General features: G+C 62.0%; 19 protein-coding genes. 8 read left to right on the top strand and 11 right to left on the bottom strand.

Features of this window, described 5'->3' with window-relative positions:
• Positions 1-17 precede the first annotated feature (17 nt).
• Genes AC07OT_RS16040 through AC07OT_RS16030 form a run of 3 tightly spaced genes read left to right on the top strand, consistent with a single transcriptional unit; the run spans position 18 to position 2433 of the window.
• Positions 18-1064, top strand: coding sequence for an ATP-binding protein (locus AC07OT_RS16040; RefSeq protein ID WP_495108511.1), 1047 nt, complete (start codon positions 18-20; stop codon positions 1062-1064).
• On the top strand, positions 1033-1692 hold the full coding sequence (locus tag AC07OT_RS16035) for a response regulator (RefSeq protein ID WP_065926401.1): 660 nt from the start codon (positions 1033-1035) through the stop codon (positions 1690-1692). The genes AC07OT_RS16040 and AC07OT_RS16035 overlap by 32 nt, the downstream gene beginning before the upstream one ends.
• The gene (locus AC07OT_RS16030; protein ID WP_495108479.1) at positions 1693-2433 is read left to right on the top strand and encodes a PAS domain-containing protein; all 741 of its coding nucleotides are present in this window, start codon (positions 1693-1695) and stop codon (positions 2431-2433) included.
• A 113-nt stretch (positions 2434-2546) separates the two neighbouring features.
• On the opposite strand, the gene AC07OT_RS16025 is transcribed toward AC07OT_RS16030, so the two are convergent.
• From AC07OT_RS16025 to ribBA, 5 genes are all read right to left on the bottom strand, one after another.
• Positions 2547-3701 (bottom strand): ABC transporter ATP-binding protein, encoded by a 1155-nt coding sequence (locus AC07OT_RS16025; RefSeq protein ID WP_495108478.1) that lies wholly within the window; start codon positions 3699-3701, stop codon positions 2547-2549.
• A 17-nt stretch (positions 3702-3718) separates the two neighbouring features.
• Complete coding sequence (locus AC07OT_RS16020; RefSeq protein WP_495108477.1) at positions 3719-4528, bottom strand: ABC transporter permease; 810 nt, start codon at positions 4526-4528, stop codon at positions 3719-3721.
• A gap of 6 nt (positions 4529-4534) precedes the next feature.
• Positions 4535-5452, bottom strand: a complete 918-nt coding sequence (locus tag AC07OT_RS16015) for an ABC transporter permease (protein WP_065926398.1) — start codon at positions 5450-5452, stop codon at positions 4535-4537.
• On the bottom strand, positions 5449-6474 hold the full coding sequence (locus tag AC07OT_RS16010) for an ABC transporter substrate-binding protein (protein WP_027603596.1): 1026 nt from the start codon (positions 6472-6474) through the stop codon (positions 5449-5451). Before AC07OT_RS16010 ends, AC07OT_RS16015 begins: the two co-directional genes overlap by 4 nt.
• Before the next feature lie 228 nt (positions 6475-6702).
• Positions 6703-7812 (bottom strand): bifunctional 3,4-dihydroxy-2-butanone-4-phosphate synthase/GTP cyclohydrolase II, encoded by a 1110-nt coding sequence (gene ribBA / locus AC07OT_RS16005; protein ID WP_495108476.1) that lies wholly within the window; start codon positions 7810-7812, stop codon positions 6703-6705.
• Between the two features lie 69 nt (positions 7813-7881).
• Between ribBA and AC07OT_RS16000 the strand changes: the two genes are divergently transcribed.
• The gene (locus AC07OT_RS16000) at positions 7882-8175 is read left to right on the top strand and encodes a DUF1330 domain-containing protein (RefSeq protein WP_495108475.1); all 294 of its coding nucleotides are present in this window, start codon (positions 7882-7884) and stop codon (positions 8173-8175) included.
• Positions 8176-8314: 139 nt separating this feature from the next.
• Here AC07OT_RS16000 and AC07OT_RS15995 read toward each other — a convergent pair whose 3' ends face one another.
• The 6 genes from AC07OT_RS15995 to AC07OT_RS15970 form a co-directional block, all read right to left on the bottom strand.
• A complete protein-coding gene (locus tag AC07OT_RS15995) occupies positions 8315-8878 on the bottom strand; it encodes an NUDIX hydrolase (RefSeq protein WP_141157386.1) in 564 nt (187 codons plus the stop codon).
• A 2-nt stretch (positions 8879-8880) separates the two neighbouring features.
• Entirely contained in the window at positions 8881-9633 is a 753-nt protein-coding gene (locus AC07OT_RS15990; protein WP_027603600.1) for a GntR family transcriptional regulator, read from the bottom strand.
• Positions 9634-9763: 130 nt separating this feature from the next.
• Positions 9764-10249: a flavin reductase family protein gene (locus tag AC07OT_RS15985; RefSeq protein WP_027603601.1), complete on the bottom strand. Its 486-nt coding sequence runs from the start codon at positions 10247-10249 to the stop codon at positions 9764-9766.
• 12 nt (positions 10250-10261) lie between these two features.
• Complete coding sequence (locus tag AC07OT_RS15980) at positions 10262-11743, bottom strand: aldehyde dehydrogenase (RefSeq protein ID WP_027603602.1); 1482 nt, start codon at positions 11741-11743, stop codon at positions 10262-10264.
• On the bottom strand, positions 11740-12573 hold the full coding sequence (locus AC07OT_RS15975; protein ID WP_027603603.1) for an alpha/beta fold hydrolase: 834 nt from the start codon (positions 12571-12573) through the stop codon (positions 11740-11742). Before AC07OT_RS15975 ends, AC07OT_RS15980 begins: the two co-directional genes overlap by 4 nt.
• A 39-nt stretch (positions 12574-12612) precedes the next feature.
• Positions 12613-13203 (bottom strand): amino acid synthesis family protein, encoded by a 591-nt coding sequence (locus AC07OT_RS15970; RefSeq protein ID WP_065939735.1) that lies wholly within the window; start codon positions 13201-13203, stop codon positions 12613-12615.
• 301 nt (positions 13204-13504) lie between these two features.
• Here AC07OT_RS15970 and AC07OT_RS15965 point away from each other — a divergent pair, with 301 nt between their 5' ends.
• From AC07OT_RS15965 to AC07OT_RS15950, 4 genes are all read left to right on the top strand, one after another.
• Positions 13505-16396 carry an ATP-binding protein gene (locus AC07OT_RS15965; RefSeq protein ID WP_495108474.1) on the top strand — a complete coding sequence of 964 codons (2892 nt, stop codon included), beginning with the start codon at positions 13505-13507 and terminating at the stop codon, positions 16394-16396.
• A gap of 16 nt (positions 16397-16412) precedes the next feature.
• Positions 16413-17051, top strand: coding sequence for a response regulator (locus AC07OT_RS15960; protein WP_495102183.1), 639 nt, complete (start codon positions 16413-16415; stop codon positions 17049-17051).
• A gap of 430 nt (positions 17052-17481) precedes the next feature.
• Positions 17482-17979: a fimbrial protein gene (locus AC07OT_RS15955; protein ID WP_168209015.1), complete on the top strand. Its 498-nt coding sequence runs from the start codon at positions 17482-17484 to the stop codon at positions 17977-17979.
• Positions 17980-18070: 91 nt separating this feature from the next.
• On the top strand, positions 18071-18766 hold the full coding sequence (locus tag AC07OT_RS15950; protein WP_495108473.1) for a fimbrial biogenesis chaperone: 696 nt from the start codon (positions 18071-18073) through the stop codon (positions 18764-18766).
• Positions 18767-18792 lie beyond the last annotated feature (26 nt).

The following is an 18792-nucleotide window of genomic DNA, read 5'->3' as shown; positions in this document are numbered from 1 at the left end:
CCGAACAGGCGCGCAGCGTGCGCAGGTTATTGGCCGAGTTGCCACTGCACGCTGACGGTGCCTTGTCGGGTTTCCTGGACCGTTTCGACGCACTGCTGCCGCCTGCCAGGCTCAACCTGATCCTCGGCGGCGAAGACCTGGGCCCGACGCGACGAGGGTGGGTCGACGGCTGCCAGGCGGTCGCGCATTGCCCCTGGCGCGACGCCAGCGTGACGGACGCCGCCCAAGCCTGCGGACCCTGCCGGCAACGGGGCGTGCACCGTCTGGTGTGCGCCTTGCCCGAGGGTGAAAAGGGCGCATTGCTGCTCGACACCCCCCGGCGCGCCGGTGGCAGTTGGCGCCAGCTACTGGAAGAGGCGGCGCAGGCGGTGGGCGTGAGCGTGCGCCTGCGCAGCCAAACCCGTGAGCAGCAGCGCAAACAGGCGACCTCCCGCCACGGTGCCCTGGCCCGTGAGCTGCACGATTCGGTGGCGCAGCAGTTGGGTTACCTGTCGTTCCAGGCCCATGGCTTGCAGTCGCAACTGGGCGAGCCGGCACTGCAGGACCTGTGCACCGGCCTGAGCCAACTGCAACGCCAGGTGCGCGAGCTGATCACCAGTGCGCGCCTGACCATGGACGGGCGCTCGCTGCGCCAGGCCCTGGCCGATTCGGTCGCGGAATTTTCGCGGCGCTGCATCATCGTCTTCGAACTCGACAACCGCCTGGCCGACGACGCCCTGAGCCCGGAAACCGAATTGCAGATCCTGCAGATCATTCGCGAGGCCCTGGCCAATGCGGTGCGGCATTCCCACGCGCGCCACGTGCGCATCGAACTGCGCCAGACCCAGGACGGCGACGCCTCGGTGTCGGTGGAAGACGATGGCATCGGCTTGATCCCGGCCTGCGACGAGCACAACCATTTCGGCCTGGCGATTATCCGCGAGCGCGCCGCCAGCATCGGCGCACGGCTGAGCATAGAAGCGATCCGCCCGCACGGGGTGCGCGTGCACCTTGGCCTGCGCCGCCACCACGATCTGCCACAGGGGAGTCTCGATGGACTGCACGACCTTATTACTGATCGATGATCACCCGTTGTTTCGCAAGGGCCTGGCGCAGTTGTTCGATGCCAGCGGCGACTTCGAAGTGGTGGGGCAGGCGGCCAGCGGCCGCGAGGGCATCAACCTGGCCGTGAGCCTGACGCCGCAACAGGTGCTGCTGGATTTGCACATGCCCGGCCTCAGCGGTTTGCAGGTGCTGGACGAACTGCGCCAGTTGCGCCTGGATTGCCAGGTGGTGGTGCTCACCGCCTCCATGGACCGCGCCGAGTTGCTCACGGCCTTGCGCCTGGGCGCCAGCGGTTATGTGCTCAAGGAAACCGAGCCGGATGCGTTGCTGGCGTATATGCGTAACTGCCACAAGGGCGCGATCGTGCTGGATTCGAGCCTGATTGCCTTGCTCGCCGACCAGGCCGAGCCCACGCAAGCGTGTGAAGCTGCGGGCAGCGAAAACCTTACCGAGCGCGAAGGCCAGACCCTGGCGCTGATCGCCGCCGGCATGAGCAACAAACAGATCGGCAGGGAACTGGGGATCAGCGACGGCACGGTGAAAATCTACGTGCGCAGCCTGTTGCAGAAGCTCGGCCTGCATTCGCGCCTGGAGCTGGCGGCCTGGGTGCACAGCGGTGCCTTGATGAAACACGAGGAGCGCCACTAGATGAGGGACAGCCCCGAAGCGTTTGCGCCGCCGCCGATTGACCTGATGGATTGCTTTCCCGCCGCCTTATTGCAACTGCGCGACAACGGCCAGATCGCCCACTTCAACCTGGCCTGGGCCGAGTTGATGGGCGCGCCGGGCGCGGAGCGCAACCTGATGGACTACGTGCACCAGGAAGACCGCCCGCTATGGCGCCAGGCCCTGAATGAACTGCGTCGCCGCCCCGACACCTCATTCAACCAGCGCCTGCGCTTTGTGCACCCCAGTGGCGAACTGCGCTGGTTCGAGATCAGCCTCAAGCGCGGCCCCCAAGGCTTCTACCTGGTGGCCGGGGACGTTACTGCCCACAAGCGCCGCGAAATCGCCTGGCAGGCCAGCCAGCGCAGCAGCATGAGCTTGCTCGACAGCATGCCGGGCCTGATCTATCGCGGCCGCAACAACCGCGACTGGACCATGGAATTCGTCAGCGCGGGCTGCCTGGAGTTGACCGGTTACCCCGCTGAGCGACTGGTGGACAACCATGAGTTCACCTACAACAGCCTGATCCTGGTGCAGGACGCCGACTATGTGTGGCGCGAGGTGCAATATGCGTTGTCACGGCAGGAGCCGTTCGAGCTCAATTACCGGATTCGCTGCGCCGACCGCTCGATCAAGCACGTGTGGGAGAAGGGCGTGGGGATCTATGCCGATACCCGTGAGGTGTTGGGGATCGAGGGGGCGATTTTCGAGCGCAAGAGTTGACGGATAAACGCACTTCAAATGTGGGAGGGGGCTTGCCCCCGATGAGGGCGTGTCAGTGAATGCATCTTTAACTGACACAACGCTATCGGGGCAAGCCCACTCCCACATGGGATTCAATGCGCGCCAGCGGCCTTGTTCAGATCACTCTCCGCCCACTGCGTATACACACACGCATCCGCCGTCGCCCAGCGCACACGCACCGGGTCGCCGGCCTTGAGGGGCATGCCCGCAGCGGACAGCGCCTTGACTGTCATCGATGTGCCGCCGAGGGTTTTCACTGTGCAGGTCTGGCTTTCGCCGAGGAACAGCACCTCACCCACAATCGCCGACACTTCATTCCAGCCCGCCGCCAACGGTTGTTCAGCGGCCTGTTCGACACTCAGCGCCAGGGCTTTTTCCGGGCGTACCATCAGCAGCACCTCCTGCTCGGTGTGCAGCCCGCTGGTCAGGCGGATCGACACGGGTTGGCCTTCGAAGGCCGCCACGGCATTGCCCTGGGCCTTGAGCTTGAGGAAGTTGGAGTTGCCGAGGAACGACGCCACGAACGCGTTCGGCGGGTTCTGGTACAGGTCGAAGCCGCTGCCCAGGCCGACGATCTTGCCGTGGCTGAAAATCGCGATGCGCTGGGACAGGCGCATGGCTTCTTCCTGGTCGTGGGTCACGTAGACGATGGTGATGCCCAGGCGCCGGTGCAGTTGGCGCAGTTCGTCCTGCAGGTCTTCGCGCAACTTCTTGTCGAGGGCGCCGAGGGGTTCGTCCATCAGCAGGATGCGTGGCTCGTACACCAGCGCGCGGGCGATGGCGACCCGTTGCTGTTGGCCGCCGGACAATTGCGAAGGGCGGCGATGGGCGAACTGTTCCAACTGCACCAGCTTGAGCATGGCGTCGACGCGCTTGTCGCGTTCGGCGCTGGCCAGTTTGCGAATCGCCAGGGGGAAGGCGATGTTGTCGCGCACCGACAAATGCGGGAACAGTGAGTAACGCTGGAACACCATGCCGATGTCGCGCTTGTGCGGCGGTACGTTGACCAGCGATTGGCCGCTGACCAGGATCTCGCCGCTGCTTGGGGTTTCGAAGCCGGCAAGCATCGACAGCGTGGTGCTTTTGCCCGAGCCGCTGGAGCCGAGGAAGGTGAGGAATTCGCCGTCCCGGATGTCCAGCGAGATGTTGTCCACGGCAGCGAATTCACCGTAGTGCTTGTTCAGGTTGCGCAGGCTGACCAGGGGTTGGCCATGGCTCTGCGCGACATCGTTGATCACTGCACTCATGTTCTTCTCCTCGGCGCTCAAGCGCGGGTTTCGGTACGCCGGCGAACGGCGGCGGCAATCACCATGACCAGCACCGAGAGGCCGATCAGCAGCGTCGATGCGACGGCGATCACAGGCGTCAGGTCCTGGCGCAGGGTGGTCCACATTTTTACGGGAAGGGTTTGCAGGGTCGGGCTGGCCATCATCACGCTGAGCACCACTTCGTCCCACGAGACCAGGAAGGCGAACAGCGCACCGGCGACCATCCCCGGACGAATCGCCGGAAAGGTCACCTTGAACACCGCCTGCAACCGCGAGGCGCCGCAGATCACCGCCGCGTCTTCGATCGACTGGTCGAACAGTTTCAGCGAGTTGATGATCGAGATGATGGTGAACGGCAGCGCCACGATCACATGGCTGACCACAAAGGCGAACATCGTGCCGGTGTAGCCAAGCTTCAGGAACAGCGCGTACACCGCCACGGCGATGATCACCAGCGGCACGATCATTGGCAGGGTGAACAGGCCGTAGAGCAATTCACGGCCGGGGAAGCGCCCGCGCACCAGGGCAAAGGCGGTGGGCAGGCCGAGGGCGACGGCGAATACGGTGGTCAGCACGGCCACCTTGAGGCTGGCCATGGCCGCGTTCATCCAGTCGGCGTTGGAGATGAACTGGCCGTACCATTTCAGCGTCCAGCCCGGCGGCGGGAACACCAGCCATTGCGACGAGCCGAACGACAGCAGCACGATGAACACGATCGGCAGCAGCAGGAACAAGCCGATCAACCCGGTGGTGGTGTAGAGGCCCAAGCGCATCCTGCGGCTCATGGCATTGGGGGTCAGGAGCATGACGGCTTACCTCGCGTTGCTGGCGCCAACCGGGGATTCCGGCTGAAGCTTCAGGTAGAAGTAGAACAGCACCAGGGTGATGAAGATCAGCAACGCGGCGCCGGCACTGGCCAGGCCCCAATTGAGGAACGATTGCACCTGCTGGATGATGAACTCGGGCAGCATCATGTTCTGCGCACCGCCGAGCAGCGCCGGGGTGACGTAGTAACCGAGGGACATCACGAACACCATCAGGCCGCCGGAGAACAACCCCGGCCGGCACAGCGGCAGGAACACGCGAAAGAAGTTGGTCCACGGGCTCGCGCCGCAGATCGAGCCGGCCTGCAGGATCATCGGGTCGATGGCCTGCATGGTCGCCTGCAATGGCAGCACGATGAACGGGATCATGATGTAGCTCATGCCGATCACCACGCCGGTGAGGTTATGCACCATCTCCAGGGGCACATCGATGATGCCCATGGCCATCAGCGCCTTGTTGATCACCCCGGAGGCTTGCAGCAAGACCAGCCAGGAGTAAGTGCGGGCGAGCAGGCTGGTCCACATCGACAGCAGCACAATATTCAGGATCCAGCGCCCCCAGCCGCGCGGCACCAGGGTGATCGCCCAGGCCAGCGGAAAGCCCAGCAGCAGGCTGAACAGGGTCACCAGGCCCGCCACCGAAAAGGTGTTGAGCAGCACCCGTGCATAGGCCGAGTTGGCGAACAGCTGTTCATAGTTGCCCAGGCCCGGCACCGGCTCCAGCACGCCGCGCAGCAGCAGGCCGATCAACGGCGCCAGGAAGAACAGGCCGAGGAACAGCAGGGCCGGGATCAGGTTGCTCGAGCCCCGCCAGCGCTGTGCCAGGGACGGCGCCCCGGCCTTGGGCGAAACCGCACCGGCAGCGCCGAGGGCGCTCCCGGTCGGTGTGGTTGCCGTCATTTTCATTTGACTAGCCATTCATTCCACCGTGTCGCAATGGCCGGACCGTTCTTGGCCCAGTAGGCGAAATCGAGGGTGATCTGGTCCTTGACGTAGGCGGTCGGCAGGTTCGGCGCGAGCACCGAATCCAGGCGCTGCACGCTGTCGATGTTCACCGGCGCATAGGCGGTCAGGTTGGAGAAATCCGCCTGGCCCTTGGCGCTGCTGGCGTTGGCGAGGAACTTCATTGCAGCCGCTTTGTTTTTCGAACCTTTAGGCACGACGAGGATATCGGCCATGACCAGGTTCTGCTTCCAGCTCACGCCCACGGGCGCGCCGTCTTCCTGCAGGGCGTGGATGCGACCGTTCCAGAACTGGCCCATGCTGACTTCGCCGGACGCCAGCAACTGTTGCGACTGCGCACCGCCGCCCCACCAGACGATGTCTTTCTTGATGGTGTCGAGTTTCTTGAAGGCGCGGTCCAGGTCCAGGGGGTAGAGCTTGTCGGCCGGGACGCCGTCGGCCAGCAGCGCCAGTTCGAGCACACCGGGGCTTGGCCATTTGTAGAGGGCGCGTTTGCCGGGGTAGGTCTTGGTGTCGAATAGCGCGGTCCAGTCCTGGGGCTTGCCGGCGCCGAGCTTGCCTTCGTTGTAGCCGAGCACGAAGGAGAAGAAGAACGAGCCCACGCCATGGTCGGAGACGAAGCGCGGGTCGATCTTGTCGCGCTGGATCACCGAGAAGTCGAGGGGTTCGAGCAGGCCTTCGGCGGCGGCGCGCAAGGCGAAGTCGGCCTCGACATCCACCACGTCCCACTGCACGTTGCCGCTTTCGACCATGGCCTTGAGTTTGCCGTAGTCGGTGGGGCCATCCTGGACCACGGTAATGCCGCTGGCCTTGCTGAACGGGTCGGCCCAGGCCTGCTTCTGCGCATCCTGGGTGCTACCGCCCCAGCTCACGAAGTTGACGCTTTCGGCCGCCATGGCCGCGTGAGTGGCCGTGGCCAATAAACCCGCGAACAGCACCGCGGTTGCACGTTTGTTCAACACCATTTTCACGCCCTCATTTGTTTTGTTATTGAGCGGGCTTGGTAATGCCCGCCTATCGGGAGCAGTAGGTCCATCGGGGGCCTCTAATCGAGACCCCGAAAGGCGACCGTGCCAAGGGCTGTTATTGGTGCTCTCCCTGGCGGGCGCACTTGGCGGAAGCGTTCGGTCTATGGAATATCATATTATGGTATTCCAAACTTTGTGCAAGCATTTTGCCTTACCGGTTATCCGTCATTCGGTGAAGGGAATGCTCTCGACCACCTCCAGGTCGTAGCCGGTCAGCCCGGCGTATTTGAGGGGCGGGCCGAGGTGACGCAGCTTGCCGACGCCGAGGTCCTGCAAGATCTGCGCCCCGGTGCCCACTTCGGAATAGATGCGCGACTGCGAGCGGTTGAACTGGCGCGGTGCCTGGGTCAGTTGCGGCACGCGTTCCAGCAGCGCCTGGGACGACTCATGGTTGGCCAGCACCACCACCACGCCGCTGCCTTCAGCGGCGACACGTTGCAAGGCCGCCCACAGCGTCCAATTGGACGGGCCGCTGTAGTCGGCACCGACCAGGTCGCGCAGCGGGTCGATCACATGCACGCGCACCAGCGCCGGGGTATCGCGGCGCAACTGGCCCATCACCATTGCCATGTGCACGCCGCCGTCGATGCGGTCTTCAAAGGTGATCAGGCGGAATGTGCCGTGCACCGTGGGCAGGTCGCGTTCGCCGATGCGCACCACGGTGCGTTCGGTGCTGAGGCGGTAGTGGATCAGGTCGGCGATCGTGCCGATCTTGATGCCGTGCTTGCGCGCGAAGATTTCCAGGTCGGGACGGCGGGCCATGGTGCCGTCGTCGTTCATCACTTCGACGATCACCGACGCCGGGGTGTGCCCGGCCAGGCGCGCCAGGTCGCAGCCGGCTTCGGTGTGGCCGGCGCGGGTCAACACGCCGCCGTCCTTGGCGCGCAACGGGAAGATATGCCCCGGCTGCACGATATCGGCCGGTCCGGCATTGCTGTCGACGGCCGCTGTCACGGTGCGTGCGCGGTCGGCGGCGGAGATGCCGGTGGTCACGCCGCTGGCGGCTTCGATGGACACGGTAAACGCAGTGCTGAACACGCTGCCGTTGCTCGGCACCATCTGTTCCAGGCCGAGGCGCTGGCAGTGTTCGTCGGTGAGGGTCAGGCAGATCAGGCCACGGGCTTCGCGGGCCATGAAACTGATAGTCTCGGCGGTGCAGCAGGCCGCAGGCAGCAACAGGTCGCCTTCGTTTTCCCGGTCTTCGTCGTCCACCAGGAGCACCATCTTGCCTTGGCGGTAGTCTTCGATGATGTCTGCGATGCTGTTGAAGGACATGGAGAGTGCTCGATTTGTTGGTTGTATGTATTATGGTATACCACAAAAATTCAACAAGAGGATGTCACGATGAAGGCCTACTGGATTGCCCATGTGGATGTGTCCGATGCCGAGCAATACACGCAGTACACCCAGCGCGCGCCGGCGGCGTTTGCAAAGTTTGGCGGGCGGTTCCTGGCCAGGGGCGGGCGCAGCGAGGCGATGGAAGGCGGGCCTGCACGGCAGCGTAATGTGGTGATTGAGTTTGAGAGCTATGAGCAGGCGGTGGCGTGTTATGAGTCCGCTGAATATCAGGAGGCGAAGGTGCACCGTGAAGGGGCGGGGCTGGCGCAGATCATCATTGTGGAAGGGCTGGCGCCCTAGGTCATCAGGCCGAACATGGGCCAAATGTGGGAGGGGGCTTGCTCCCGATAGAGGTCTGTCAGCTACAAGGATGCTGACTGATACACCGCTATCGGGAGCAAGCCCCCTCCCACATTTTGATCCGTGTTTGGCCGTGTGGTCAGCGGATAAAGTGAATCTTGCCGCTGTCATCATTACCGATGTAGATGCCATACACCCCAGCCTGGCGTTCCTCGATATACCGTTCGAGAATCTGCCGGATCGCCGGGTAGTAGATGCTCTCCCAGGGAATGTCCTCGGGCGCGAAGAACTTGTAGTCGAGGGTCTCCGGGCCGAACTGGCCGGTGATCTCCAGCGCGATGGCGCGGAAGATGATGTACACCTCGCTGATCCTGGGCACGCTGAAGATCGAGTAGGGCGATACGATCTCGGCGCGTACGCCGCTTTCTTCCCAGACTTCACGCAACGCCGCCTGCTCGGTGGTTTCGCCACCTTCCATAAAACCGGCAGGCAAGGTCCAGGTGCCCGGGCGGGGCGGGATCGCCCGTTGGCACAGCAGGTATTTGCCGTCCTGCTCGATGATGCAGCCGGCGATGATCTTGGGATTGATGTAGTGGATATAGCCGCAGCCCCGGCACATCAGGCGCTCATGGGTATCGCCCGGTGGCAGCTGGTGACCGAGGTCACTGCCGCCGCATGTCGGGCAAAAGCTGGGGCTGGCCAAGGTCAGTGACCTATGCGCGGTTCTTTCAGCGCGATGGGCAGGGTGATTTCCGGAATCTTGCCGGTTTCTTCCTGTTTGCGCTTGAGGTAGTCCAGGGCCACGGCGGCCGCCGCACGCACGTGATCGACGCAGGCCTGGTGGGCCGCCAGCGGGTCGCCGCTCTTGATCGCCTGGACCATGCGTTCCATTTCCTGGTTACTGGTGCCGCGACGGTTTTCCTGGGACACCGAGGTGGCGCGCAGGTAGCTGATGCGCGCTTGCAGCTGGCGCAACTGGGTGGCCGCCACATGGTTGCCCGAACCTTCGAGCAGCACGTCGTAGAAGCCCTGGACCGAGTCGATGACCTGTTGCAGTTCACCGTCCTTGAGGGCCTTGCGGTTTTCTTCCAGGGCTTTTTCCAGGGCCTTGATGTCCTTGGCCTTGGCGCGCAGGGTGAACAATTGCACGATCAAGCCTTCGAGTACGCAGCGCAGTTCATAGATGTCGACGGCGTCGGCCAGGGTGATGATCGCCACCTGCGGGCCCTTGGCATCGGCGAATTCCACCAGGCCTTCGGACTCCAGGTGACGCAAGGCTTCGCGTACCGAGGTGCGGCTGACGCCGAGGCGGTCGCACAGGTCGCGCTCCACCAGGCGGTCACCGGGCAGCAGTTGGAAGTTCATGATGGCGCTGCGCAGTTTTTCCAGCACGATTTCGCGCAGGGTGACCGGGTTGTGATTGACCTTGAAGCTGTCGTCGAGGGGCGCGCGTTTCATGGGGTCTGCTCTGAATGTGGCGGTTAACTGGAGGCCTCGGCCGGCCGGGGCCGATTGAGGGCCGAAAATCGTGCCCAAGTTTATCATGCTGCGTTCCTTAAGCGACAAACCCTCACGGCCCCCGCGCGCCTCAGGCCAGGGCCGGCAGCGGGCCCAGCTTGCCCTTGTGGTAGATCATCGGCGTGACCGGCTCCTTGGGCAGGATCAGGTTCTTTACCGCGCCGACGATGATCGCGTGATCGCCGCCGTCGTATTCGCGCCACAGTTCGCACTCGATGATCGCCGTGGCCTTGGCCAGCAGCGGGTTGCCCAACTCGCTCAGGTGCCACTCGATACCCTTGGCCTTTTCCTTGCCTTTGCTGGCGAAAGCATAGGCCTCGGCGGTCTGGTCGGCGGACAGCAAGTGGATCGCGAAGCGCTTGCTGTCGCGCAGGATCGGGTAGGTGTCCGACCCATAGTTGGGGCAGAACAGCACCAGCGCCGGGTCGATCGACAGCGCGCTGAACGCACTGGCGGTGATGCCGACGATGCCGCCGTCCGGGTCGAGGGTGGTGACCACCGTGACGCCGGAAGGGAATGAGCTCATGACGTCTTTGTAAATGCCGGGTTCGATCATGGTCGGGGTCTCTTAACGCATCACGAAAGGGTCAGGCATGGGCGCCTGGGAGAGGTTGATCCACACCGTCTTCAGCTCGGTGTAGGCGAGCACCGAATCGATGCCGCTTTCACGTCCGTAGCCGCTGTTCTTGAAGCCGCCGATAGGCGCCATCGCCGACACGGCGCGGTAGGTGTTGACCCAGATGATCCCCGAGCGCACGTCCCGCGCCAGGCGGTGGGCGCGGCCAAGGTCGCGGGTCCAGATGCCGGCGGCGAGGCCGAATTGCGAGTCGTTGGCGATGGCCAGCGCTTCGGCTTCGTCCTTGAAACGGATGACCGAGGCCACCGGGCCGAACACTTCTTCCTGCATGATCTTCATCGAGTTGCTGTCGCACTCGAACAAGGTCGGCTCATAGAACCAGCCCTCACCGAGGTTCTGCGGGCGTTTGCCGCCGGTGCGCAGGCGCGCGCCTTCAGCGATGGCGTCCGCGACCAGGCCTTCGACCACGGCCAGTTGCTGCGCGGTGGCCATGGGGCCCATTTCGCTGGCGTCGTCCTGGGGGTTGCCGATGCGGATGCGCTGGGCGCGAGCCACCAGGCGCTCAACGAATTCGTCGTAGATTTCATCCTGCACCAGCAGGCGCGAGCCGGACACGCAGCTCTGCCCGGACGCCGCGTAGATCCCGGCAATCGCACCGTTGATGGCGCTGTCGAGGTCGGCGTCGGCAAAGATGATATTGGGTGACTTGCCGCCCAGTTCCAGGGACAGCCTGGCGAAGTTCTCCGCACTGCTGCGCACCACGTGGCGGGCCGTGGCCGCGCCGCCGGTGAAGGCGATCTTGCGTACCAGTGGGTGGCGGGTGAGGGCGGCGCCGGTGCTGGGGCCGTAGCCGGTGACCACGTTGACCACGCCCGCTGGGATCCCGGCTTCAAGGGCCAGGCGCGCAAGTTCGAGGATGGTCGCCGAGGCGTGTTCCGACGGTTTGATCACGATGGTATTGCCCGCCGCCAGGGCCGGCGCGAGTTTGATCGCGGTCAGGTACAGCGGGCTGTTCCACGGAATGATCGCGGCGACCACGCCCATGGCTTCGTGCACGGTGTAGGCGAACAGGTCGGGCTTGTCCAGCGGCAGGGTACCGCCTTCGAGCTTGTCGGCCAGGCCGGCGGTGTAGTGGAAGAACTCCGGCAGGTAGCTGACCTGGCCACGGGTTTCGCGGATCAACTTGCCGTTGTCGCGGCTTTCGAGCTGGGCCAGTTGCTCCTTGTTCTCGGCGATCAGGTCACCCAGGCGGCGCAGCAATTTGCCCCGTGCGGTGGCGGTGAGGCCACGCCAGGCCGGGCTGTCGAAGGCGCTTTGCGCGGCCTGCACGGCGCGCTCCACATCGGCTTCATCGGCGTCGGGCAGTTGCGCCCAGGGTTCGGCCAGGGCCGGGTTGAGGCTGTCGAAAGTCTTGCCGGACAGGGCATCGACCCATTCACCGCCGATGCACATCTGGAAGCGTGCGAGTGTCATGCAACGATCCCCTTGATTGGATTGTTTTGGGCGTACACCGTGTCGAGGAAGCCCAGCAGCAGCTGGTTGACCAGGCGTGGCGATTCTACCGGCATCATATGCCGTTGCTCGGCCAGCACCGCAACGGTGGCGCCGGGAATACGATCGGCCAGTTGCCGGGCCATTTCCGGGGTTGAACCGGGGTCGAGTTCGCCGGTGGCGACCAGGGTCGGTACGCGCAAGCCCTTGAGGTCGTCGGCGCGGTACATGTCCTGGGTCGCGAACAGTTCGTAGGTGGTCAGGTAGCCCTGGGGGTCGTTGCCCGCCAGGGTTTCACGCAGGGCGGCGATCTGCGCCGGGTTGGCCGCCTGGTACTCGCGGCTGAACCAGCGCGACAGCGCGGCTTCAGCATTCGCATCCGGGCCGTGTTCGGCGGCCTGGGCGGTGCGTGCGATCACGCCGGCACGCTGTTCCGGGCTGCGATTGAACACACTGTTGAGCACTACCAGGGATGTGAGGCGCTCGGGGTAGTGCAGGGCAAACGCCCGGGCGACCAGGCCGCCCATGGAAAAACCGATCACCGTGGCCTGGGGCAATTGCAGGTGGTCGAGCAGCTCCAGCAGCTGGTCGGCATACCCCAGCAGCGGCGTGCCGGCGGCCGGGCGCGGGCTGGCGCCATGGCCGAGCATGTCGTAGGTGATCACGCGGTAATTCGTGGCCAGGCCAACGACTTGCCCGCCCCACATTTCTTTATTCAGGCCCACGCCGTGGATCAAAACCACAGGCTGGCCTTGGCCGGTCGCCAGATAACTGGTGCCAGCCGGGGTGCGTTCAGCGGTGAGCCGAATCATGGAGCGCTCCTGCATGCTTTTTGTTTTGGCCGGTCTTGCTTACTGGGCTTTTTCAGCGGCCAGCTCTTCCAGGTCGATATAGCGGTTGCCGATACGAGGGTGCAGGCGGCCGCCATCGGCGCAGCCCAATACCACGACGATTTCGTCGGCACGCGGCGAATCTTCGATGTGCATTTCCAGGGTGATGTAGTGCGAACGCAGGCCTTCGTCGTCCTTGTGCATCATCGGGATCTGGATCGAGGTGCCAGGGCCGCCGCGCTTGTTGGTGAAGCTCAGGTAGCTCTTGGCCTTGACCGCTTCACGGTAGTGATTGCCGAAGCGCAGGGTATGGATGATCGCGCTCGCGTGTTCGATCTCGCCATCGGCCCCGACCACGGCAGCCTTGCCATACGCCTCGATGTTTTCGGCGCCGCCAATGATGCCCACCAGGCGCTCGACCATCAGCGCGCCGAGGTCGGAGCAATTGGCCCGGATCTCGGGCTTCAAGTCTTCGACGAAGCCACGACCCAGCCACGGGTTCTTCAGCACCACGGCGAGGCCGACCATTTTCACCGGGGTGTCCGCGGCCTTGCCGCCTTCGATAAAGGTTTCTTCTACGTAGCTGACGATCTTGCGGATTTCGAAACTCATGAGCTGCTCCGTCTGAGGTAAATGGATCTGTGTATGATGGTATACCATAATATGACAAGTGCAAGCGCCACAAGACCGGGTCGGCAAACGGTGCACCTGGATGATGGGTTTTTTTGATCTCGATCAACCTGTGCGAGATGCCCATCTGGTAAAAACGCCCCCTTTTTTAAACTTGACGCCGCTTCAAGCCTGGCAAGGCGAACTTGCCGTGTTACGCCATACTCACCTCCAGCTGTGGCATACAGCGCCTGGCTCTATGCCGCTACCACCGTGCCGTCTTCCGAGACCGGACTTTGAACCTATGCCCGAACGCAACTACAGCTTGATTCGCAAGCTCGCCAGCACGTCCCTGCGCCTGAATACCGTGCTGATCTGCGCGCTTTTTCTTAACCTGTTAACGCTGGCCGCCTGCTATTGGGCGTTGAGCAAGGTGGTTGCCGAAGAGCGCAACAAGGTGACGCTGCATTTCAACCGGCTGGTGGGTGATATCCATCAGCACGAAAAATTCATCAACAGGATTGCGCAACACGGCAACCAGGTCTCGCAGAACCAACCGACGTCGGGTCTGACGGTACAGAGCCAAATGCGTGTCGACACGCCAGGCGTGCGGATCTTTGAGGCGGCGCAATATACGTTTTCGATGCCGTTTACCCTGGCGCAACAGCACGTAACGTCCGGCCCGCATCCGGGCAATTTCGCCTTGGGGGTGATGCTGGCGAATTTTTACAGCCGTTTCTGGAGTACCTCTGTCTACCCGGCACCGCAGGTGTTCGTCATCGGCGCGCTGGGCAACACCAGCATGGCTGTGCCTGCCATCGACCGGTTTCCGGGGCGTGTGCTGCTGACGACGGAGAACTACCTGGCGGCAGTCGAGCGGATTTACAGCGCGCTGCCAGTCGGTAAAGACTCGACGGGGGCAGTCCACGTGCGCTGGGCGCCAGCGCAGCATTTCATTGCCGGCGAGTCCCGTGAGCTGTTGGGTTATCTGGATTTCAGGCTGCCCGATGCGATCTGGTGGACCCCTGAGGTCAAGCGTCGGATTTTCATCGTGACCCTGTTGGATCTGGAGCGCATCAATGATCCCGAGCAATTGTTCGAGCGGCCGATCTACGACCGCTTGCAGCTGTTGTCTCCCCAGGGCGACTCGTTGATAGATGCAGTCGGTGTAGCGCAGAGCTACCGGCAGGGCCTGAATTTCACTGCGCAAGGCCTGCTGTTCAAGATGGGCGGCCCCAGTGCCGGTGGTTGGGTCGCGTTATACGAACTGAATTATCAAAGCTTTTTCGGCTACGCCAAGTGGCAGTTGCTTGGCGGCATTGGCCTGCTGCTGGCCAGTGTGTTGAGCAGTTGGGTGGCGATTCGCTGGTACGCGCGCAAGGTGGTTTCGCCCGCGCGCCAGGCCCATTTTGAGATCGTCGAAAGCGACACTTTCAGCCGTACGGTAATCCAGACTGCCCCTGTGGCACTGTGTGTGCTCAGGCGCGCGGATCGGCACCTGATCATGCAAAACCCACTGGCCGAACGAATGCTGGGGGATGCCCAGGCGGTGAGGCAGTTGAGTGAGTCTTGGGGGCTCAATCCTAACCCGGCGCAACCCGACGGCGATGTGATTTTCCACGGCCGCCACGGCTACACACTGCACGGCAGTTTCGCCTCAGCCCGCTATCGCGGCGAGGCGGTGGTGCTCTGCGCGTTCAGCGACATCAGCGCGCACAAGGCGGTGGAGCAGAAGCTCGCCGAGGCCAGCGCTGCCAAGTCGCGGTTCCTGGCGACCATCAGCCATGAGATCCGCACTCCACTCTATGGCGCGTTGGGTACCCTGGAGTTGCTGGGGCTCACAGAGTTGACCGAGCAACAAAGCAACTATCTGCACATTATCGAGCGCTCCTCTTCAATGCTTCTGCAACTGGTCAGCGATGTGCTGGACATGTCCAAGATCGAAGCGGGGGAGATGGCGCTGGAGTCGGCGGATTTCAGCCCCCTCGCACTGGCCGAGGAGGTCGTCGCCGAATACGGCGGCACCGCACAGGGCAAGGGTGTGCAGTTGCGCTTGAATGTCGATGCCGGTGTGCCGGTTGGGGTGCATGGGGATGCGCGGCGTATCCGGCAGGTCCTCACCAATCTGCTCAGTAATGCCCTCAAGTTCACCGAGCACGGCGGTGTAACGCTGCAGGTGAGCGCCGCGATTAGCGACGACAGGGCTACGCTGACGTGGCAAGTCACCGACACCGGCGTGGGTATTGCGGCCGAGCAGCAGGTTCATCTGTTCGAGCCGTTCTACCAGGCCCACCGACATGCGCATACCGTTGCTGGCACCGGGCTTGGCCTGTCCATCTGCGCGCAACTGGCCCAACTGATGGGCGGTCGGTTGAGCGTGGCCAGCGAACCCGGGGTGGGTAGCTGCTTCAGTTTCAGTGCCAGCTTTGCCTTGGGGCATCAGGCACCGCTGACCGCCGTGCGCGCTCGCTTGTCTCGGCATCCCGGTAAGTTGGGCCTGAACCTGCTGGTCGCCGACGACAACCCGATGAACCAGGCATTGATCAAGGAACAACTCGAGCAGCTCGGCTGTCGCGTCACCCTGGCAAGTCACGGTCTTGACGCATTGGCGCGCTGGTCTCCGGCTTTCGATGCGCTACTGACCGACATCAACATGCCGCAGATGGATGGGTTCGAGTTATTGAGTGCGCTGCGTCAGCAGGGCGTAACGCTTCCGATCATCGCCATCACCGCCAGCGCCCTGCCGGAAGAAACCCGACGCTTCGTCGCAGCCGGTATGGATGCCTGGCTGGTAAAGCCCGTGAGCCTGAGCGATTTGTACGCAGTGTTGCGACGCTGCTGCCCGCCCGCGCAAATACTTGAGCCGCAGGAGGAAGAACTGCCGGCGTTTGTGGCGATCTCACCGCGACTGCATGAACTGTTTGTAAATACCACGCGTGCAGACCTGAAAATCCTGCGCGACGCCAGCCAGCAACACAACATAGCTGCCATGGTGCCGCAGTTGCATCGGCTGCGCGGCTCGCTGGCTGCGGTGCAGGCGAAGCAGCTGGCAGACGCATGCAAAGCGCTGGAGCAGCAACTGATCGCCACGCACAAAATTCCCAAGGGCGTTATTGAACTCATGGACGGTATAGAGCGACTACTGGCGGGCCTTGCGCCGAATACGGACGGCGAGCCCCCTACATCCAATGACTGAGACTGGAATACAAACCATGAAAAAGACCACTGTGTTAATAGCCGACGACCATCCGATTGTGGCGATGGCGGTGCAGGAAATAGTCGAGCGCGATGAACGCTTTGAAGTGGTGGGTATCGCCAAGGGTCCTACTGAATTGGTGCAGATGCATCAGCAGTTTTCGCCTGATGTCGTGATTGCCGACTACAGCATGCCCGGCGACGGAATTCATGGCGATGGATTGCAGATGATCGAGTTGCTGTGCCGGCGCTTTGGTGACACCCGCATCCTGGTATTCACCATGCTATCCAATCCCCTGATTCTCAGCGGCCTCTATCACCTGGGTGTGTGGGGCGTAATATTGAAAAGTGGTGATTTCAATGAGATTGCGGTAGCACTGCAGGCGTTGTCGCAGGGACGCAAATACCAGCCACCAGCGCAAGCGCTGTCGAACATCGACAGCCAGATGCAAGCCAGGGCCGCTCGGCTGACGATGCGCGAATACGAAGTGCTTCGGCATTTTGTATCGGGCTTGAGTGGCCGTGAAATCGCGGCACGATTGCATAGAAGCACCAAGACAGTGAGCGCACAAAAGGTCTCGGCGATGCGCAAGTTGGGCGTGGAAAATGATCAAGCGTTGTTGACCTTCTGTGCGGATGCGCAGCTTTTCCTGTAAGTCGTGCCTGCGGTTTACGTGGGCTGAACCGAAAGATAGTTCTCGCCCTGAGCCTATTTTCAGTTTGATCTTAAAGACAGCCACCGAGTCGGCTCGCATAATGGCCCCACAGCGTCAGCCCGCACCTCAATAGACTAAGTCACGTCACCTACTTGTAGCCGTGTGCTGGTTGAGTTGCACTAGAAAAGAACAGTTTCTTATTGCAGTTGTGCGCAACAGTGCACTTCAAGGCGGCGGGTCACTGTGTGCCAAAAAAGGATTAATTTCCAAGTAAGGAGGTGGATGCCCAGCAACTCGTGAAGTGAAGTTCGGCCCTGTGATGCGTTATTAAAGTAACGCAAATTAATATAAATTTGAGAGATGATAAAGTATGAAGAAGCAACGTTTACTGCCTGTGCAGGCGGCGCTCCTGAGTGTGTGTGGTGGTCTGATGTTGTCTACTACTGTCAGTGCCGCGGAAGCCGGTACTATTACTTTCAACGGTAAAGTTACGGATGAAACTTGCCAGGTAACCACCGGCTCATCGGGCGATTTTACCGTGGACCTGGCCACCGCCAAAGTGGCTGACCTGGCCCAGGCCGGTGCTACCGCGATGCCGTCCAACTTCCGTATTGCGGTCAATCAATGCTCGCCGACCGTGACCAATGTACGCGCGCAGTTTCTCTACGATGCCAACCTGGTCGACATCAGTTCGGGCGTGCTGAAAAACCAGTTGAGCGGCGATACCTCCGCCACCAATGTGGGCCTGCAGCTTTACAACTACGCAGACAACTCCTTGATCAAACCAGGCGACGCTGGCGCTGCCAAGAGCTTCACCGTGGAAGACGGTGCGGCTGAAATGATCTACGGCGTGCAGTACTACGCGACCGGCAAATCCACGGCAGGCCTGGTGAAGAGCCAGGTCAAATACCAATTGAGCTATAACTGAGAATGTCCCTCTGCGCAGACATCGCGCAGAGGGGACTACCCTGACTATGCGGATATATCGTCTATTAATAGGTTGCCTCCTCATTTATTTAATGAGCTTCGATGCTCGCGCCAATATCGTTTTGGGCGGGACTCGGTTGATCTATCCAGGCGGCGAACGTGAAGTCACGCTGCCCCTGTCGAACAAGGGCGCGACCCCGGCACTGGTGCAATCGTGGATGGATGACGGCGCCACCGACTCTACGCCGGAGAACAGCTCCGCGCCGTTCCTGATCATGCCGCCGCTGACCCGTATCGAAGGCCAGGCCTCGCAGACCCTGCGGATCCTGTTCAATGGAACAGCATTGCCGCCAGACCGTGAATCGCTGTTCTGGCTGAATGTACTTGAAGTACCACCCGTGCCGGAAAAGTCGAGAAACAAGAACAATTTGTTATTGGCTGTTCAAAGTCGAATTAAAGTGTTCTATCGGCCCGCGACACTCCGCAGCTCCTTGCATGACGCCGCGAAGAATTTGAAGTGGCAGGTGTTCGGCGACGGCGCACAGTTGAAGTTACGCTGCACGAATACCTCGCCCTTACATGTCTCGTTTGCCGATATACAGGTGAAGTGGGCGGGCAAGACACTCAGTAATACTGACGGTAATCATATGGTTGCCCCGGGCGGCGAAGCCGTGTTTGAACTGCACCCGCAGACCGCGCGCCTGCCTGAACTAAAAGCCCAGGGCATACAGTTTAATTATATTAACGACTATGGTGCCTTGAAAACCGTGAACGCGCAGTTCGACTAAGTTCAATTACCCTTTCGCTAAAAGTC

It is taken from the genome of Pseudomonas sp. GW821-FHT09C10 (assembly GCF_059418085.1).
This window is presented reverse-complemented; position numbering and strand designations above follow the sequence as displayed.

Coding starts and splice junctions, on each gene's coding strand:
- AC07OT_RS16035 (WP_065926401.1), top strand. CDS start 1,033: ATGGACTGCACGACCTTATTACTGATCGATGATCACCCGTTGTTTCGC.
- AC07OT_RS16030 (WP_495108479.1), top strand. CDS start 1,693: ATGAGGGACAGCCCCGAAGCGTTTGCGCCGCCGCCGATTGACCTGATG.
- AC07OT_RS16025 (WP_495108478.1), bottom strand. CDS start 3,701: ATGAGTGCAGTGATCAACGATGTCGCGCAGAGCCATGGCCAACCCCTG.
- AC07OT_RS16020 (WP_495108477.1), bottom strand. CDS start 4,528: ATGCTCCTGACCCCCAATGCCATGAGCCGCAGGATGCGCTTGGGCCTC.
- AC07OT_RS16015 (WP_065926398.1), bottom strand. CDS start 5,452: ATGAAAATGACGGCAACCACACCGACCGGGAGCGCCCTCGGCGCTGCC.
- AC07OT_RS16010 (WP_027603596.1), bottom strand. CDS start 6,474: ATGGTGTTGAACAAACGTGCAACCGCGGTGCTGTTCGCGGGTTTATTG.
- ribBA (WP_495108476.1), bottom strand. CDS start 7,812: ATGTCCTTCAACAGCATCGCAGACATCATCGAAGACTACCGCCAAGGC.
- AC07OT_RS16000 (WP_495108475.1), top strand. CDS start 7,882: ATGAAGGCCTACTGGATTGCCCATGTGGATGTGTCCGATGCCGAGCAA.
- AC07OT_RS15990 (WP_027603600.1), bottom strand. CDS start 9,633: ATGAAACGCGCGCCCCTCGACGACAGCTTCAAGGTCAATCACAACCCG.
- AC07OT_RS15985 (WP_027603601.1), bottom strand. CDS start 10,249: ATGATCGAACCCGGCATTTACAAAGACGTCATGAGCTCATTCCCTTCC.
- AC07OT_RS15980 (WP_027603602.1), bottom strand. CDS start 11,743: ATGACACTCGCACGCTTCCAGATGTGCATCGGCGGTGAATGGGTCGAT.
- AC07OT_RS15975 (WP_027603603.1), bottom strand. CDS start 12,573: ATGATTCGGCTCACCGCTGAACGCACCCCGGCTGGCACCAGTTATCTG.
- AC07OT_RS15970 (WP_065939735.1), bottom strand. CDS start 13,203: ATGAGTTTCGAAATCCGCAAGATCGTCAGCTACGTAGAAGAAACCTTT.
- AC07OT_RS15965 (WP_495108474.1), top strand. CDS start 13,505: ATGCCCGAACGCAACTACAGCTTGATTCGCAAGCTCGCCAGCACGTCC.
- AC07OT_RS15960 (WP_495102183.1), top strand. CDS start 16,413: ATGAAAAAGACCACTGTGTTAATAGCCGACGACCATCCGATTGTGGCG.
- AC07OT_RS15955 (WP_168209015.1), top strand. CDS start 17,482: ATGTTGTCTACTACTGTCAGTGCCGCGGAAGCCGGTACTATTACTTTC.
- AC07OT_RS15950 (WP_495108473.1), top strand. CDS start 18,071: ATGAGCTTCGATGCTCGCGCCAATATCGTTTTGGGCGGGACTCGGTTG.